This window comes from Streptomyces sp. NPDC051555 (genome assembly GCF_044454405.1).
In the GTDB taxonomy this organism is placed as follows: Bacteria; Actinomycetota; Actinomycetes; order Streptomycetales; family Streptomycetaceae; genus Streptomyces.
The window spans coordinates 1-15,793 of sequence record NZ_JBITDP010000017.1; the positions used below are offsets into that span (position 1 = coordinate 1).

Consider the following 15,793-nt stretch of genomic DNA (forward strand, 5'->3'; position numbering starts at 1 on the left):
GCCCGACAGTTCTTGGCTTTCCGTGACGGGGTGGCCTGTCAAGGGTGGAGCGCAGCGACATCGCGCAGCGACGCGACCGCAGGGAGCGCCCTTGATAGGTCGCCCCGGCACGGAGAGACAGTGGAACTGACGGGCAGCCCCCGGAACCTCCCCGACCCCGCCCCGCCGAAGCCCCCGCCCCCCGCGGCGAAGCCGCGCCCACCCCCGGCCCGCCGCCGCCCCACCCCCGCCCCGCCCCCGCCCCCCGATGTATGTGATCCAGCCTTCGCGGCGGAGCCGCGCTGGGCGGGTGGCGGGGGCAAAGCGGGGCGTACAGGGCCTGGTATCGGTAACGATCCGGCCTCGTGGGTGGCTGAGAGCTGTCGTCAGATGGGTGGAGGTGATCGCTCCGGGGTTGGCGTATCCACCAATTGGACTGGCGTTCGGGTCGGTTCTGGTTTGCGGGGTGGAAGTGGCGGGCTCGGTGTTCTTGCACGTCAGGCGCCTGGTTGGGGTGGTGCTTCGCTGGCGCGACACGGGAAGGCCGGCTTGGGGGGTGGGTTTCGCATACGCCGACCTGGCTGCGGCCGCTATTGGAGAAACCTCCACAGATGGGTTCACGAAACCTCAACAATTTGTGGAAGTCGACGATATCTGTGAAGCCCCCCACAGGCGTTCAATTCCGGTCACACGGCGAGCTGCTGCTCGTAACACGGCGCGGCTTCGATTCGCGTGAACGCACTGACAACCCTGGCGGATCAACGGGTTCGCGACCCACTCCGTCCCAGGGATAACCAGATCCCCGATTCCTCTCGCTTACCTACCTCTTGAAGGGCAAGGCAGAGATGGCACGTGTCGCCGCCCGGCTTTCCGGCAACGAAGAGCAGAGCACGCACCCGGTCGACGAGGTGCTCCCCCTCCCCAAGCTCGCGCTGTACGGCTTCCAGCACGTACTCGCGTTCTACGCCGGTGCGGTGATCGTTCCGATCCTCGTCGGCAGCGCACTCAAGCTCACTCCCGAGCAGTTGGTCTACCTGATCAACGCGGACCTCTTCACCTGCGGCATCGCCTCGATCATCCAGGCCTGGGGCATCGGCCGGATCGGTGCGCGGCTGCCGATCATCCAGGGCGTCACCTTCACCGCCGTGTCCCCGATGATCGCCATCGGACTGGGCGCGGGCGGCGGGACGGCCGCCCTGTTGGTGATCTACGGGGCCGTCATCACCGCGGGCATCGCGACCTTCGCCTTCGCCTGGATGCCCGCCCGGGTGTTCAAGGTCGTGATGTCGCTGTTCCCGCCCGTCGTCACGGGCACGGTGATCACGATCCTCGGCATCGTCCTGCTGCCGGTCGCCCTCAAGGACGTCGTCGGCGGCGCTCCGCTGGTCGGTGACGGCGGTGACCCCACGCAGCTGGCCTACGCCGCCGGCACGATGCTCTTCGTCCTGGTCGTGATGCGGCTGGGCAAGCCCTTCCTGTCCAGCATCGCGGTCCTGCTCGGCCTGGTGGGCGGCACCCTCGTCGCCTTCGCGCTCGGTGACGCGAAGTTCGCCGCCGTCGGCGCCTCCGACTGGGTCGGGGTCACCACGCCCTTCCACTTCGGCGCCCCGAAGTTCGAGTGGTTCCCGATCCTCCTCATGCTGATCGTCATGCTGATCACCATGGTCGAGACGACCGGTGACACCTACGCCGTCGGCGAGATCGTCGGCAAGGACATCGACAGCGAGACCGTCGCCCGCGCCCTGCGCGCCGACGGCGCGGCCACCGCGATCGGCGGCCTGCTGAACTCCTTCCCCTACGTCGCCTTCGCCGAGAACGTCGGGCTGGTCCGGGTCACCAAGGTCAAGAGCCGGTTCGTGGTGGTCTCCGCGGGCGTGATCATGATCATCCTGGGGCTGCTGCCCAAGGCCGCGGCCATCGTCGCGGCGATCCCGCCGGGCGTCCTCGGCGGCGCGGCCACCGTGATGTTCGGCATGGTCGCCCTGGCGGGCATCCAGACCCTGGGCAAGGTGGACCTCAAGGAGGAGAAGAACGCGCTGATCGTCGGCGTCTCGCTCGCCTTCGCGCTCTTCCCGGCCACCGTCCCCGCCTTCTTCGAGAAGCACATGAGCGTGGACACGGCCTCGCTGCTCAACAGCGGCGTCACCCTCGGTGCCACGGCCGCCATCGTGCTCAACCTGCTCTTCAACGGCCTGTCGAAGGGCGACCCGCACGCGGTGGCGCCCGTACCCGAGGCGGTCGTGCCGGCGCAGGCGACGGAGGGCGAGAGCGCCCCGGCGCCGACCGTCTGATCCGTCTGATCCGTCGGTGAGAACCGTCCCCGGACCGGCCCCCTCCGCCGGTCCGGGGACACCGGCGTCCGTGGTCTGTCGGTGCCGTACGGGACAATGGGGCCATGAGTCTGTTCCGCGACGACGGCATCGTGCTGCGCACCCAGAAGCTGGGTGAGGCGGACCGCATCATCACGCTCCTGACCCGTGGCCACGGCCGGGTCCGGGCCGTGGCCCGCGGCGTGCGGCGGACCAAGTCGAAGTTCGGCGCCGGGCTGGAACCTTTCTCCCACGCCGACGTGCAGTTCTTCGCCCGAGGCAGCGATCTGGTCGGCCGCAGCCTGCCGCTGTGCACCCAGACCGAGATCATCCACCCCTACGGCAACGGCATCGTCGTGGACTACGCCCGCTACACCGCCGGCACCGCGATGCTGGAGACGGCCGAGCGGTTCACCGAGCAGGAGGGCGAGCCCGCCGTACAGCAGTACCTGTTGCTCGTCGGCGCCCTGCGCACCCTCTCGCGCGGCGAGCACGCGCCCAATCTCATCCTCGACGCCTTCCTGCTGCGCTCCCTCGCGGTCAACGGCTACGCCCCCAGCTTCACGGACTGCGCGAAGTGCGGGATCCACGGGCCCAACCGGCATTTCTCCGTCGCCGCGGGCGGGGTCGTCTGCGGGGACTGCCGGGTGCCCGGCAGCGTCGTACCCTCGTCGGAGGCCGTTGGACTGCTCAGCGCCCTGCTCACCGGGGACTGGGCGCACGCGGACGCCTGCGAGGCGCGCCACGTCCGGGAGGGGAGCGGCTTGGTCTCCGCCTACTTGCACTGGCATCTGGAGCGCGGGCTACGCTCCCTGCGATACGTCGAGAAATAGGAGCTGGACACATGGCACGACGCGGGATCCTGGGACGCAGCCGCAGGGACTACACGCTTCCGGAGCCGCACCCGTCCGGTGCGCGCCCGCCGAAGATTCCCGGCGAACTGGTCCCGAACCACGTCGCGGTCGTCATGGACGGCAACGGCCGTTGGGCCAAGGAGCGCGGCCTGCCGCGCACCGAGGGGCACAAGGTCGGCGAGGGCGTGGTGCTCGACGTGCTCAAGGGCTGCCTGGAGATGGGCGTCAAGAACCTCTCCCTGTACGCCTTCTCGACGGAGAACTGGAAGCGCTCGCCCGACGAGGTGCGCTTCCTGATGAACTTCAACCGGGACGTCATCCGGCGTCGTCGCGACGAGATGAACGAGCTGGGCATCCGCATCCGTTGGGTCGGCCGCATGCCGAAGATGTGGAAGTCGGTCGTCCAGGAACTCCAGGTCGCGCAGGAGCAGACCGTCGACAACGACGCGATGACGCTGTACTTCTGCGTGAACTACGGGGGCCGGGCGGAGATCGCGGACGCGGCGCAGGCGATCGCCCGCGACGTGGCGGCCGGCCGCCTCGACCCGTCGAAGGTCAACGAGAAGACCTTCGCGAAGTACATGTACTACCCGGACATGCCGGACGTGGACCTCTTCCTGCGGCCCAGCGGTGAGCAGCGGACCTCCAACTACCTCCTCTGGCAGAGCGCTTACGCCGAGATGGTCTTCCAGGACGTGCTGTGGCCGGACTTCGACCGGCGCAACCTCTGGGCGGCCTGCCTGGAGTACGCGCAGCGCGACCGCCGGTTCGGCGGGGCGCTGCCGAACACGCCGGAAATCCCCGGACAGCCGGGCTGATCGGGCCCTATCCTCACCGCCATGGACACGGGTGGGGATCAGGCGCATGACATGAGCACGGGGGCCGGTGACGGCGGGGCGGAGCGATCCGTGGAACTCGTCTACCGGCCCACCACGCAGGACCTGGCCGAAGCGCTGCGCGCCCGGGCCCGGCACACGGGCTCCGGGCGGCTCCAGCGGTGGCTGCTGCTGACCGCCGGGTTGCTGATCACTCTGGTCAGCGGCCTGTCGCTGTTCGCGAAGGGTCCGTTCGACGCCTCGCGGCTGGTGTTCCCGTGCGCCGGGCTGCTGATGCTGGCCCTGGCGTTCTACGGGCCGCAGCTCACGGCGCGCACCATGGGCGGCCTGCTGGCCAGGATGGGGGAGGCCCGGGCCGTGGTCGGTGACGCCGGGGTACGGGTGACCACGGCGGGCAGCGAGACGCGGATCGCCTGGGCGCTGCAACCGACCTACGTGGAAACGCCCGCGACGTTCGTCATGTTGAGCGACGACAAGCGCGCCGTGGCCATGACGGTGCTCCCCAAGCGCGGGGTCGCGGACCCCGCCGACCTGGAGCGGCTGCGGGCGATCCTGGACCGGAACCTGCGGCGGCGCTGAGCCCGCCGCCGGAGCCGGATCAGCCCGCCGCGGCGCAGTCCGCGCAGGTGCCGAAGATCTCCACGGTGTGGGCGACGTTCACATAGCCGTGCTCGGCGGCGATCGCCTCGGCCCACTTCTCCACGGCCGGGCCCTCCACCTCGACGGCCTTGCCGCACTTGCGGCAGACCAGGTGGTGGTGGTGCTCGCCGGTGGAGCAGCGCCGGTAGACGGATTCGCCGTCGCTGGTGCGCAGCACGTCGACCTCGCCCGCGTCGGCCAGGGACTGCAGGGTGCGGTAGACCGTGGTGAGGCCCACGGAGTCGCCGCGGTGCCGGAGCATGTCGTGCAGCTCCTGGGCGCTGCGGAACTCGTCCACCTCGTCCAGCGCGGCCGCGACGGCGGCCCGCTGCCGGGTCGAGCGCCCTCGTACTGGCGCGGTGTTCATCTCGCCAGGGGCAGTCGCCACCGGGTCCTCCTCGTCTAGGGCCGTCGTCCCATTGTGCCAGTCCGGCGGTCCCGGGCGCCCCGTCCGGAGCGCTACTGGACCTTCACGTCGTCCCGGGTGCAGACCTGTTCGGCGGCGCGCGCGGCCCGGGCCCGCCGCCGGGCGAGCGGGGTGGAGACGAGCGAGAGCACCAGGAAGACGGCGATGGCCAGGAGGACGATCATCGCGCCCGAGGGGACGTCGATGTAGTACGTCGCGGCGGTGCCGGTCAGTGAGATCGTGAGGCTGAGCGCCGTGGCCAGCCCCAGGGTGGCGGCGAAGCCGCGGGTGAGCCGCTGGGCGGCCGCGACCGGGATCACCATCATGGCGCTGACCAGCAGCAGGCCGACGATGCGCATGGCGACGGTGACGGTGACGGCCGCGGTGATCGCGATCATCAGGTTCAGGAAGCGCACCGGCAGGCCGGCGACCCGCGCGAACTCCTCGTCCTGGCAGACCGCGAAGAGCTGGCGGCGCAGGCCGATGGTGATGGCCAGGACGAAGGCGGACAGGATCGCCATCGCGGTGACGTCCTCGGGCGCGACCGCGGCGATCGAGCCGAACATCGGGCCCAGCAGCTTGGCGGTGGAGCCGCCCGGGGCCATGTTGATGATCATCACGCCGCCCGCCAGGCCACCGTAGAAGAGCATCGCGAGGGCGACGTCGCCGCTGGTCTTGCCGCGCGCGCGGATCAGCTCCATGCCGACGGCGCCGACGACGGCGACCAGCGTGGCCATCCAGACGGGGCTGGTCTGGAACAGGAAGCCGAGCGCGACACCGGTCATGGCGACGTGGCCGAGGCCGTCGCCCATGACCGCCTGGCGGCGCTGGACGAGGTAGGTGCCGATGGCGGGGGCCGTGATGCCGACGAGGGCCGCGGCGATCAGCGCCCGCTGCATGAAGGGGTAGGCGAGGATGTCCATCAGCTCAGCAGTCCCGTCCGGATCGGTTCGGCGTCGTGGGCCGCGTGGGGGTGTACGTGGTCGTGGCCGGGCAGCGCGTGCTGGCCCAGGGCCTCGGGGGGCGGTCCGTCGTGCGTGACGCAGCCGTCGCGCAGGACGACGGCCCGGTCGATGAGGGGTTCCAACGGGCCCAGCTCGTGCAGGACGAGCAGGACGGTGGTCCCGGCCTCCACCTGGCTGCGCAGGGCGTTCGCGAGGACCTCCTGGTTGGCGAGGTCGACGCCCGCCATCGGCTCGTCCATGATCAGGAGCTCGGGCTCCACGGCGAGGGCCCGGGCTATGAGCACGCGCTGGTGCTGGCCGCCGGAGAGGGCGTTCACCGAGGAGTCGGCGAAGCCGTCCATGTCCACCAGGGCGAGGGCGCGCTGCACGGCCGCCTTGTCGGCGGCGCGCAGCCGGCCGAAGCGGGTGCGGGCCAGGCGGCCGGCGGAGACGACCTCGCGGACGGTGGCCGGGACGCCGCTGGCGGCGGTGGTGCGCTGGGGGACGTACCCGATGCGCGACCACTGCCGGAAGCGCTTGAACTCCGTACCGAAGAGGGAGAGGGCGCCGGCGGTCAGCGGGACCTGGCCGACGACGGCGCGCACGGCCGTGGACTTGCCGGAGCCGTTGGCGCCGAGCAGGGCGACGACCTCACCGCGCCGCACGGTGAGGTCGATCCCGCGCAGCACGGGGCGCGAGCCGAGCGTGGCCGTGGCCCCGCGCAGGGATATGACGGGCTGCTCCGCCGCTGTCGCGGCTGCCGTGGATTCCATGGCTCGCGCCTCCGTTGCTGCTACTGCTGCCATTACTTGTTGCCGAGCGCCTTCTGCAGGTTCTTGAGGTTGGACCGCATGATCGCGAAGTAGTCAGCGCCCTGGGACGTGTCGGTGATTCCCTCGAGCGGGTCGAGGACGTCGGTCTTCAGTCCCGTGTCGCGGGCGAGCGTCTTGGCCGTCTTGTCGCTGGCCAGCGCTTCGAAGAACACGGTCGTCACATTGTCCTTCTTCGCGACGTCCTGGAGCTGCTTCATCCGGGCGGGGGTCGGCTCGGACTCGGGGTCGACGCCGGAGATGCCCTCCTGGTCGAGGCCGTAGCGCGCGGCGAGGTAGCCGAAGGCGGAGTGGGTGGTGATGAAGGTCTTGGAGGCCGTGTTCTTCAGGCCGTCCTTGAACTCGGTGTCCAGCGCGCCCAGTTTGGCCACGAGGTCGTCGGTGTTCTTCTTGTAGTCCGCCGCGTGGTCCGGGTCGGCCTTCTCCATCGCGGCGCCGACGCCCTTGGCGATCTCCGTGTACTTGACCGGGTCGAGCCAGACGTGCGGGTCCGTGCCGCCGTGGTCGTGGTCGTGGTCCGCTTCGCCCTCGGCGTGGTCGTGGCCGGAGTCGCCGTGCACCTCCAGCTTGGTGAGGGTGGCGGCGTCGACGATGTTCTTGGCGGGGGTCTGCGCGATGGCCTTGTCGACGGCGGGCTGCAGGCTCTTGAGGTAGACGACGAGGCCGGCCTCGCCGAGGCGGGCGGTCTGCTGGGGGGTGATCTCCAGGTCGTGCGGCTCTACGCCCGGCTTGGTCAGGGAGTCGACCTTCACGTGGTCCTTGCCGATCTGCTCGGCGAGGAACTGCATCGGGTAGAACGACGCCATCACGCTGAGTCTGCCGTCCTTGGTGGTCCCCGCGGAGGCGGTGCCGGAGCAGCCGGTGAGGGCTGCGGCACCGAGGGCTGCGGCGGTGGCGAGGGCGGCGGTGGGTATGAGGCGTCGTACGTTCATGACATCCATTTTCATCAAAGATGGAAACGATTGTCAACAAGCTGGGTGGCGGGGCCCTGGCGGCCGCCTAAGGGGATCCGATTTGAAGGAGGGGGTGGGCGCGCCGGTAACCTAAAGGCTTCGCCGTTCGTCCTCGTAATGAAGAGAGCACCGTGGCCGCCGACAAGATCGAAACCATCGTCAGCCTGAGCAAGCGCCGTGGCTTCGTTTTCCCGTGCAGTGAGATCTACGGCGGCTCCAGGGCTGCCTGGGACTACGGCCCGCTCGGAGTCGAGCTGAAGGAGAACATCAAGCGCCAGTGGTGGCGTTCGATGGTCACCGGTCGTGAGGACATCGTCGGCCTCGACTCCTCCGTGATCCTGGCCCGCGAGGTCTGGGAGGCCTCGGGCCACGTCGCGACCTTCTCGGACCCGCTGACCGAGTGCACCTCCTGTCACAAGCGCTACCGCGCCGACCACCTGGAGGAGGCGTACGAGGCGAAGCACAAGCGCCTCCCCGCGAACGGCCTGGCCGACATCAACTGCCCGAACTGCGGCAACAAGGGCCAGTTCACCGAGCCCAAGCAGTTCTCCGGCATGCTCCAGACCCACCTCGGCCCGACCCAGGACGCCGGCGCCGTCGCGTACCTGCGCCCGGAGACCGCCCAGGGCATCTTCACCAACTTCGCCCAGGTGCAGGTGACTTCCCGCAAGAAGCCCCCGTTCGGCATCGCCCAGATGGGCAAGTCCTTCCGCAACGAGATCACGCCCGGCAACTTCATCTTCCGCACGCGCGAGTTCGAGCAGATGGAGATGGAGTTCTTCGTCAAGCCGGGCGAGGACGAGCAGTGGCAGGAGTACTGGATGCAGGAGCGGTGGAACTGGTACCGCGACCTCGGCATCCGCGAGGAGAACATCCGCTGGTACGACCACCCGAAGGACAAGCTCTCCCACTACTCGAAGCGCACCGCTGACATCGAGTACCGCTTCAACTTCGGTGGCAACGAGTTCTCCGAGCTGGAGGGCGTGGCCAACCGCACCGACTTCGACCTCAAGGCGCACTCCGCGGCCTCGGGCCAGGACCTCACCTACTTCGACCAGGAGTCGGGCGAGCGCTACACCCCGTACGTCATCGAGCCGGCCGCCGGTGTGAACCGCGCGATGCTCGCCTTCATGCTCGACGCGTACAACGAGGACGAGGCCCCGAACGCCAAGGGCGTCATGGAGAAGCGCACCGTGATGCGCTTCGACCCGCGCCTGGCGCCGGTCAAGGTCGCGGTGCTGCCGCTCTCGCGCAACGAGAAGCTCTCGCCGAAGGCCAAGGGCCTCGCCGCCGACCTGCGCAAGAACTGGAACATCGAGTTCGACGACGCGGGCGCCATCGGCCGCCGCTACCGCCGCCAGGACGAGATCGGTACGCCGTTCTGCGTCACCGTCGACTTCGACACCCTGGACGACAACGCGGTGACCGTGCGCGAGCGCGACACCATGAAGCAGGAGCGCGTCTCCCTGGACCAGATCCAGAGCTACCTCGGCAGCCGTCTGCTCGGCTGCTAGTACCGCGTCAGGACCTGCACGAACGGGGGTGGCCCGGTGCGCACTGCGCACCGGGCCACCCCTTCGTCGTGCCGCTCCGGATCAGGCGGTGGTGCCGACGGCCCGCTCGGCCGCCTCGCGCGCGGCGGCCCTGGCCTCGCCCTCGGCCTGCATGCGCTTGGAGTAGCGGACGGTCCAGAAGATCAGCGACACGAGGAAGCCGTAGATCAGGACGGGGCTGAGGACCACCATGGTGTCGGTGGTCAGCGTGTACGCCAGCACCACGCGCAGCGCGGCCTCGACCAGGTAGGCCACGCCCCAGACGGTGGTCATCCACCGCATCGCCCGGCGGAAGTCCGGGTACTGCCACAGCCCGTTGAAGTGGGCCACGCCCGCGGCGGTGCCGTCGGTGCCGAACTTGCGGCCGAAGTAGAACATCAGCGGCCGCGGCGCCAACAGCGTGGCGACGCACAGCGTGCCGAACAGGCCGGTCACGGCCGAGTCCTTGACGAGCAGGGCGCGGGCCGAGTGGGTGCCGACCAGGGTGACCAGGGCGGTGATCACCAGGAACACCAGGGTGACGATGGCGAATTCGTCGATGTGGCGGCGCCAGGCGAGCGAGACGACGGTGTCGACCACCGGCCAGGCGCTGCTCAGCAGCAGCGCGGCGAACTCCGTCCACCCCCGCCCGGTGAGGATGTTGTAGGTGACGATCGGCGCGACCACGTTGAAGACGATGGTCACGATCCAGCCGATCGCCGTGGCCGAGCCCGAACGGGCCGGTGGCGCGGCCTGTGCTGCCGGTGTTTCTTGAGCGGACAACGTTCCCCCTGAGGCATGCCTGATGAAGTGCGGTAAGGGGAACGTAAAGAGCATGCCCGGTCAGGGCAACGGTCTCCCGCACAAAATGATCACCAAGCTGTCCGGACCGCTCGGTTCCGGCCGCTCTGGGCGGTCCGCGGTCCGCGGTCCGTGGCCCGCGGTGCCCGGGGTGAGGGGCGTCAGGCGCGCAGGCCCCGGACGATGAGTGCGGAGACGGCCTCGAACTCCGTGATGATCGTCGGCGAGAGCCAGTCCGCCGCGTACTGCGGGTCGTGGAAGCGGCCGGTGGCGTCGAAGACGGCGCGGGCGGCCGCCGGCACGTCCGGCGCGGCCAGGGATCCGGCGGCCACGCCCTCGGCGATGATCCGGGTCAGCTGGGCGATCAGCTGGGTGAGGTGGTCGTCCACCACCCCGCTGTTCTCGGCGAGCAGCACGGTGTAGGTGGCGAACAGCTCCGGGTCGGCGCCCGCCTTGTGCCGCTTGGTCTCGAACAGCGCCTCCAGCCACGCCTCCAGCTTGGAGGGGGCGGTCCCGGTGGGAGCCGAGACGATCTCCTCCAACATGATCACGTTGCGCGAGAGCCAGCGGTCGGTGACCGCCTCGCGCAGTGCCGCCTTCGACGGGAAGTGCCGGTAGACGCTGCCGTGGCTGACTCCGAGGGCGCGCGCCACGTCCACCACGGTCGCCTTCGTGGGGCCGAAGCGGCGCAGCACCTCCTCGGTGGTTTCGAGGATGCGCTCGGGGGTCAAGGGTTCGGCAGCTGCGGGAGGCATGTCTACGACCGTACCGGCAGCTCAGTGCTCACTGTCGAGGTGGGCCATCTGCGCCGCCGGATACCGCTCGCCCGCCGCGGCGCCGGCGGGCACGGCCGCCTCGATCGCGGCCAGATCGGCAGGGGTGAGGACGGTGTCGAGGGCGCCCAGGGCCTCCGTCAGCCGGTCCCTGCGGCGCGCGCCCACCAGCGGGACGATGTCCTCGCCGCGCGAGAGCACCCAGGCGATGGCGGTCTGCGCCACGCTGACGCCCTTGTCGTCGGCCACCTTGCGCAGGGCGTCGACCAGGTCGAGATTGCGGTCCAGGTTGTCCCCCTGGAAGCGGGGGCTCATCCCGCGGAAGTCGCCGGGGGCGAGGGCGCGGTCGCGGGTGAAGTGGCCGCTGATCAGGCCGCGCGAGAGCACACCGTACGCCGTGATGCCGATGCCCAGCTCGCGGGCGGTGGGCAGGATCTCCTCCTCGATGCCGCGGGAGATCAGGGAGTACTCGATTTGGAGGTCGGAGATCGGTGCGACCGCGGCGGCCCGGCGCAGGGTGTCCGCGCCGACCTCGGACATCCCGATGTGTCGGACGTGCCCCGCCTGTACGGCCTCGGCGATCGCGCCGACGGTCTCCTCGATCGGGACGTCCGGGTCCACGCGGGCGATCCGGTAGATGTCGATGTGGTCCCGGCCGAGCCGCTGGAGCGAGTAGGCCAGGAAGTTCTTCACGGCCGCGGGACGCCCGTCGTATCCGGTGAAGCCGCCCTCGACGGTGCGCAGCGCGCCGAACTTGACGCTGGTGAGGGCCTGGTCCCGGGCGGCGGCCGGAGCGGTCCGCAGGGCTTCGTTGATCAGGAGCTCGTTGTGCCCCATGCCGTAGAAGTCGCCGGTGTCCAGCAGGGTGACCCCCGCGTCCAGGGCGGCGTGGATCGTGGCGATGGACTCGGACCGGTCCGCCTCGCCGTACAGGGCGGACATGCCCATGCAGCCGAGGCCGAGCGGATGGACGGTCGGGCCGGTGGTGCCGAGGGTGCGGCGGTGGATGGTCTGGGTGTGTTGGGTGCGCTGGGTGTTCTCGTTCGTCGTCATGCCAGAAGAATGACATGACGGGTGACAGATTTCAATATCTGTCACCCGTTCCTTCTCCTCTTCACTCGAACGGGTGCTCGGGCGTGCTCACGCCGAGGCGATGCGGAGGGTCAGGGCCGCGGCCGAGATCAGGGTCAGGACGGCCGCCGGGGCGAGTTCGTAGTGCTTGGCCCGCAGGTGGGTGATGACGGCGCCGATGAAGTAGAGGGTCACGCCGGTCGCGGCGGCTATGCCCAGGGGGGTGGACCAGAGTCCGCCGACGAGGCCGACGGCGCCGGCCGCCTTGAGCGCCGCCAGTCGGGGCAGCCAGGAATCGGGCACGCCGACCGTCCGCATGTTCGTGGCCACGGGCTCGGCGCGACGTGCCGTGAGCGTGGCGGACGCGACGAGGGCGAGGGCGAGGAGGGTGGCCGTGGCGAGGTATGCGATGAACATGAAGGGCTCCAACGATCGGGGATATTCAATCATTGAACAGCATCAACGATCGATCGATGGAAATCATTTCCTGACTGTTACGGTAAGGAGATGACCGCTCAGGACGCCCCGGACGTACCGAAGGCACACCACGGCCAGGAAGACCCGCCCTGTCGGGGCGGGCAGGAGCCGGCGGAGCGCCTGAGCGTGCTGTTGGCCCGGCACGGTTCGGCCGCCGAGACGCGGATGCGGCGGGCGCTCAATGCCGCCGGGCTCACCCCGCGCCACGCCATGACCCTGATGAGCCTGGAAGCGGGACCCGTGAGCCAGCGGGCCCTCGCCGAGCTGCTGGAGGTCGACCCGAGCGTCCTCGTCGGCCTCCTCAACGACCTGGAGGGCGCGGCCCTGGTGGAACGCCGCCGCGACCCGTCCGACCGGCGCCGGCACAACGTGGCCATCACTCAGGCCGGTTCCGCCGCGCTCCGTACGACGGACGAGGCGCTCGACGCCGTGGAGCAGGCGCTCTTCGCGGGGCTCTCGGAGCGGGAGCGCGCCGTGCTGGGCGACCTGCTGGGCCGGATCGACACGCGGGCCGAAGACTTCAGCTGCGGCGAGTAGCCCGGTCGGACCGCGGGTCGGTCCGCAGGCCGGGCCGCGCGCCCCGGCGGGTCAGGAGGCCGGGACCTTCTCCAGCGTCCGGGAGGTCCGTACGGCCGTGGCCCGGGCCCAGCTGCCGCTGGTCAGCAGGCCCACGACCAGGACGGCCAGCCCGCAGGCCGTGATGATCCACCAGGCGGGCCGGGCCGCGTCCGCGAAGGCCGTCGCCGTGTAGGCGTGCCCGGCGAGCCCGGCCGCCAGCACCGCGCCGATGACCGCGACCCCCAAGGTGCCGCCGGTCTGCCTGCTGGTGGAGGCCACCGCGGCCGCCACTCCCGCCTGGGCGCGGGGCATTCCGGAGACGGCGGTGTTGGTGATGGGCGCGTTGACCATGCCGAAGCCGAGCCCGAAGAGCACGTACCCGGTGAAGAGCAGCGCGGTCGAGGACGCGGCGTCGAAGGCGGCGAACAGCAGGCCGCTGGCCCCCATCGACACCCCCGCGACCAGCAGCGGCAGCCGCGGCCCGCGCGAGCCCACCAGCCGTCCCGACAGCGGGGCCATGAGGAAGGTGAGCGTGGCCATGGGCAGCATGTAGAGCCCGGCGTGCAGGGCGCTCAGCCCGCGCACCTCCTGGAGGTACAGGGTGTTGAGGAAGAGGAACCCGGACAGCGCGGCGAAGGCGCTGACCGCGATCACGGTGGCCCCGCTGAAGGGCGCGCTCCGGAAGAACCGGGGGTCGATCAGCGGTTCGGCCCGCCGGGGCTCGTAGACGAGCAGCCCGACCAGCGAGGCGACGGCCAGCGCCGCGCAGCCGAGGGTCAGCGGGGAGGTCCAGCCCGCGGCCGGCGCCTCGATGATCCCGTAGGTCAAGGAGCCCAGCAGCGCCATGACGAGCAGCTGGCCCACCGGGTCCGGGCGGCGCGGCCGCTCCGCGCGGGACTCGGGGACGTAGCGCAGGGTCAGGAGCAGGGCGAGGAGGCCGACGGGGAGGTTGATCCAGAAGATCGACCGCCATCCGACGGAGTCGACGAGCAGCCCGCCGATCAGCGGGCCGGCGGCCATGGAGATGCCGACGACCCCGCCCCAGACGCCGATGGCGCGGGCGCGCTCCTTCGGGTCGGTGAAGGTGTTGGTGATGATCGACATCGCGACCGGGTTGAGCATCGAGCCGCCGACGGCCTGGATCATCCGGAAGACGATCAGCCACTCCAGGCTGGGGGCCAGCGAGCACAGCAGCGAACCGGCGGTGAAGAGCACGAGTCCGGCGGTGAAGACCTTGCGGCGGCCGATCCGGTCGCCCGTGGAGCCGGCGAGCATCAAGAGCGAGGCCAGGACCAGCGTGTACGCGTCGATCGTCCACTGCATCCCGGAGACCGAGGCGTCCAACTCGCGGCGCATGGCGGGCAGGGCGACGTTCAACACGGTGTTGTCGAGGCTGACGATCAGCAGGCTCATGCAGCAGATGGCCAGGATCAGGAAGCGGCGCCCGGGGCTCATGTCGTGCATGATGCCGATAGTACGCCTAACTAAACAAATGCGAGGCGTGGCGCGGCTGGGCGACAATGGGGGCATGACCACGCTCCCCCCGCCCCTCGCGATCGGCCCGCACACCGTGCAACCGCCGGTGGTGCTCGCGCCGATGGCCGGCATCACCAACGCCCCGTTCCGCACCCTCTGCCGCGAGTTCTCGGGCGGCAAGGGGCTCTTCGTGAGCGAGATGATCACGACGCGTGCGCTGGTCGAACGCAACGAGAAGACCATGCAGCTGATCCACTTCGACGAGAGCGAGAAGCCCCGCTCGATACAGCTGTACGGCGTCGACCCGGTCACGGTCGGCAAGGCGGTCCGCATGATCGTGGAAGAGGACCGGGCCGACCACATCGACCTGAACTTCGGCTGCCCGGTCCCCAAGGTGACCCGCAAGGGCGGCGGCTCGGCCCTGCCCTACAAGCGGAACCTGCTGCGCGCGATCCTGCGCGAGGCGGTCGCGGGCGCCGGTGATCTGCCGGTGACGATGAAGATGCGCAAGGGCATCAACGACGACCACCTCACCTACCTCGACGCGGGCCGGATCGCCGTCGAGGAGGGCGTCACCGCCATCGCGCTGCACGGGCGCACCACCGCCCAGCACTACGGCGGCACCGCCGACTGGGAGGCCATCGCGCGCCTCAAGGAGCACGTGCGGGAGATCCCCGTGCTCGGCAACGGCGACATCTGGTGCGCCGAGGACGCGCTGCGCATGGTCCGCGAGACGGGCTGCGACGGCGTGGTGGTCGGACGCGGCTGCCTGGGGCGGCCCTGGCTGTTCAACGACCTGGTGGCGGCCTTCGAGGGTCGCCCCGAGGACTTCCACAAGCCGACGCTGCGCGAGGTCGCGGCGACCATGCACCGCCACGCGCAGCTGCTGGGGGAGTGGATCGGCGACGAGGCGCGCGGGGTGATCGACTTCCGTAAGCACGTGGCTTGGTACACCAAGGGCTTCTCGGTCGGTTCCGAGATGCGGCAGAAGCTCGCCGTCACCTCGTCCCTGGCCGAACTGGACGCTCATCTGAGCGAGCTCGACCTGGACCAGCCGTGGCCGGACAGCGCGGACGGTCCGCGCGGCCGGACGTCCGGAAACAACCGAGTTGTCCTCCCCGAAGGCTGGCTCAAGGATCCCTACGACTGTGCGGGGGTCGGCGAGGACGCCGAGCTGGACACGTCCGGCGGCTGAGGAAAGGCCCTCCGGCACCCCCTCGGGCGGCGTGAGATACGCCACGCATGGGTGGGGTTGCGCTCAGATGAGCGGTCTTTTCTCGGCTATGACTTCCAAAGGGTGGCACTGGGTGCCACCCTTTGTGTGTTCAAGACTTGAACGCAAATGTATCGATGAT

At 70.1% G+C, this 15,793-nt stretch carries 16 protein-coding genes; 7 read left to right on the forward strand and 9 right to left on the reverse strand.

The window, feature by feature from the left end; translation table 11 throughout:
• Window positions 1–824 precede the first annotated feature (824 nt).
• The 4 genes from ACIBEA_RS29110 (at window position 825) to ACIBEA_RS29125 (ending at window position 4,557) form a co-directional block, all read left to right on the forward strand.
• Window positions 825–2,270, forward strand: coding sequence for a nucleobase:cation symporter-2 family protein (locus ACIBEA_RS29110; RefSeq protein WP_399265891.1), 1,446 nt, complete (start codon window positions 825–827; stop codon window positions 2,268–2,270).
• 104 nt (window positions 2,271–2,374) lie between these two features.
• Window positions 2,375–3,121: a DNA repair protein RecO gene (recO, locus tag ACIBEA_RS29115; protein ID WP_399265894.1), complete on the forward strand. Its 747-nt coding sequence runs from the start codon at window positions 2,375–2,377 to the stop codon at window positions 3,119–3,121.
• A gap of 11 nt (window positions 3,122–3,132) precedes the next feature.
• Window positions 3,133–3,960, forward strand: coding sequence for an isoprenyl transferase (locus ACIBEA_RS29120; RefSeq protein WP_399265896.1), 828 nt, complete (start codon window positions 3,133–3,135; stop codon window positions 3,958–3,960).
• Between the two features lie 51 nt (window positions 3,961–4,011).
• Complete coding sequence (locus ACIBEA_RS29125; RefSeq protein ID WP_399265899.1) at window positions 4,012–4,557, forward strand: YcxB family protein; 546 nt, start codon at window positions 4,012–4,014, stop codon at window positions 4,555–4,557.
• 19 nt (window positions 4,558–4,576) lie between these two features.
• Here ACIBEA_RS29125 and ACIBEA_RS29130 read toward each other — a convergent pair whose 3' ends face one another.
• The 4 genes from ACIBEA_RS29130 to ACIBEA_RS29145 all read right to left on the reverse strand — a co-directional run bounded on the left by ACIBEA_RS29130 (window position 4,577) and on the right by ACIBEA_RS29145 (window position 7,729).
• Window positions 4,577–5,005 (reverse strand): Fur family transcriptional regulator, encoded by a 429-nt coding sequence (locus ACIBEA_RS29130; RefSeq protein ID WP_399265901.1) that lies wholly within the window; start codon window positions 5,003–5,005, stop codon window positions 4,577–4,579.
• 71 nt (window positions 5,006–5,076) lie between these two features.
• Window positions 5,077–5,946, reverse strand: a complete 870-nt coding sequence (locus ACIBEA_RS29135; protein WP_399265903.1) for a metal ABC transporter permease — start codon at window positions 5,944–5,946, stop codon at window positions 5,077–5,079.
• Entirely contained in the window at window positions 5,946–6,740 is a 795-nt protein-coding gene (locus ACIBEA_RS29140) for a metal ABC transporter ATP-binding protein (RefSeq protein ID WP_399265905.1), read from the reverse strand. The genes ACIBEA_RS29135 and ACIBEA_RS29140 overlap by 1 nt, the downstream gene beginning before the upstream one ends.
• Before the next feature lie 32 nt (window positions 6,741–6,772).
• Entirely contained in the window at window positions 6,773–7,729 is a 957-nt protein-coding gene (locus ACIBEA_RS29145) for a metal ABC transporter substrate-binding protein (protein ID WP_399265907.1), read from the reverse strand.
• 152 nt (window positions 7,730–7,881) lie between these two features.
• Here ACIBEA_RS29145 and ACIBEA_RS29150 point away from each other — a divergent pair, with 152 nt between their 5' ends.
• Window positions 7,882–9,264, forward strand: coding sequence for a glycine--tRNA ligase (locus ACIBEA_RS29150; protein ID WP_399265909.1), 1,383 nt, complete (start codon window positions 7,882–7,884; stop codon window positions 9,262–9,264).
• 81 nt (window positions 9,265–9,345) lie between these two features.
• On the opposite strand, the gene ACIBEA_RS29155 is transcribed toward ACIBEA_RS29150, so the two are convergent.
• From ACIBEA_RS29155 to ACIBEA_RS29170, 4 genes are all read right to left on the reverse strand, one after another.
• On the reverse strand, window positions 9,346–10,065 hold the full coding sequence (locus ACIBEA_RS29155; protein ID WP_399265911.1) for a VC0807 family protein: 720 nt from the start codon (window positions 10,063–10,065) through the stop codon (window positions 9,346–9,348).
• Between the two features lie 179 nt (window positions 10,066–10,244).
• Entirely contained in the window at window positions 10,245–10,838 is a 594-nt protein-coding gene (locus ACIBEA_RS29160; protein ID WP_399265913.1) for a TetR family transcriptional regulator, read from the reverse strand.
• Between the two features lie 21 nt (window positions 10,839–10,859).
• On the reverse strand, window positions 10,860–11,909 hold the full coding sequence (locus ACIBEA_RS29165) for an aldo/keto reductase (protein ID WP_399265915.1): 1,050 nt from the start codon (window positions 11,907–11,909) through the stop codon (window positions 10,860–10,862).
• Window positions 11,910–11,996: 87 nt separating this feature from the next.
• On the reverse strand, window positions 11,997–12,344 hold the full coding sequence (locus ACIBEA_RS29170; RefSeq protein ID WP_399265917.1) for a DoxX family protein: 348 nt from the start codon (window positions 12,342–12,344) through the stop codon (window positions 11,997–11,999).
• Between the two features lie 90 nt (window positions 12,345–12,434).
• On the opposite strand from ACIBEA_RS29170, the gene ACIBEA_RS29175 reads away from it, so the two are divergent.
• Window positions 12,435–12,941: a MarR family winged helix-turn-helix transcriptional regulator gene (locus tag ACIBEA_RS29175; protein WP_399265919.1), complete on the forward strand. Its 507-nt coding sequence runs from the start codon at window positions 12,435–12,437 to the stop codon at window positions 12,939–12,941.
• A gap of 51 nt (window positions 12,942–12,992) precedes the next feature.
• On the opposite strand, the gene ACIBEA_RS29180 is transcribed toward ACIBEA_RS29175, so the two are convergent.
• Window positions 12,993–14,426 (reverse strand): MFS transporter, encoded by a 1,434-nt coding sequence (locus ACIBEA_RS29180; RefSeq protein ID WP_399265921.1) that lies wholly within the window; start codon window positions 14,424–14,426, stop codon window positions 12,993–12,995.
• A 64-nt stretch (window positions 14,427–14,490) separates the two neighbouring features.
• Between ACIBEA_RS29180 and dusB the strand changes: the two genes are divergently transcribed.
• Complete coding sequence (dusB, locus tag ACIBEA_RS29185) at window positions 14,491–15,633, forward strand: tRNA dihydrouridine synthase DusB (RefSeq protein ID WP_399265923.1); 1,143 nt, start codon at window positions 14,491–14,493, stop codon at window positions 15,631–15,633.
• Window positions 15,634–15,793 lie beyond the last annotated feature (160 nt).

Coding starts and splice junctions, on each gene's coding strand:
- ACIBEA_RS29110 (WP_399265891.1), top strand. CDS start 825: ATGGCACGTGTCGCCGCCCGGCTTTCCGGCAACGAAGAGCAGAGCACG.
- recO (WP_399265894.1), top strand. CDS start 2,375: ATGAGTCTGTTCCGCGACGACGGCATCGTGCTGCGCACCCAGAAGCTG.
- ACIBEA_RS29120 (WP_399265896.1), top strand. CDS start 3,133: ATGGCACGACGCGGGATCCTGGGACGCAGCCGCAGGGACTACACGCTT.
- ACIBEA_RS29125 (WP_399265899.1), top strand. CDS start 4,012: ATGAGCACGGGGGCCGGTGACGGCGGGGCGGAGCGATCCGTGGAACTC.
- ACIBEA_RS29135 (WP_399265903.1), bottom strand. CDS start 5,946: ATGGACATCCTCGCCTACCCCTTCATGCAGCGGGCGCTGATCGCCGCG.
- ACIBEA_RS29140 (WP_399265905.1), bottom strand. CDS start 6,740: ATGGAATCCACGGCAGCCGCGACAGCGGCGGAGCAGCCCGTCATATCC.
- ACIBEA_RS29145 (WP_399265907.1), bottom strand. CDS start 7,729: ATGAACGTACGACGCCTCATACCCACCGCCGCCCTCGCCACCGCCGCA.
- ACIBEA_RS29160 (WP_399265913.1), bottom strand. CDS start 10,838: ATGCCTCCCGCAGCTGCCGAACCCTTGACCCCCGAGCGCATCCTCGAA.
- ACIBEA_RS29165 (WP_399265915.1), bottom strand. CDS start 11,909: ATGACGACGAACGAGAACACCCAGCGCACCCAACACACCCAGACCATC.
- ACIBEA_RS29170 (WP_399265917.1), bottom strand. CDS start 12,344: ATGTTCATCGCATACCTCGCCACGGCCACCCTCCTCGCCCTCGCCCTC.
- ACIBEA_RS29175 (WP_399265919.1), top strand. CDS start 12,435: ATGACCGCTCAGGACGCCCCGGACGTACCGAAGGCACACCACGGCCAG.
- ACIBEA_RS29180 (WP_399265921.1), bottom strand. CDS start 14,426: ATGCACGACATGAGCCCCGGGCGCCGCTTCCTGATCCTGGCCATCTGC.
- dusB (WP_399265923.1), top strand. CDS start 14,491: ATGACCACGCTCCCCCCGCCCCTCGCGATCGGCCCGCACACCGTGCAA.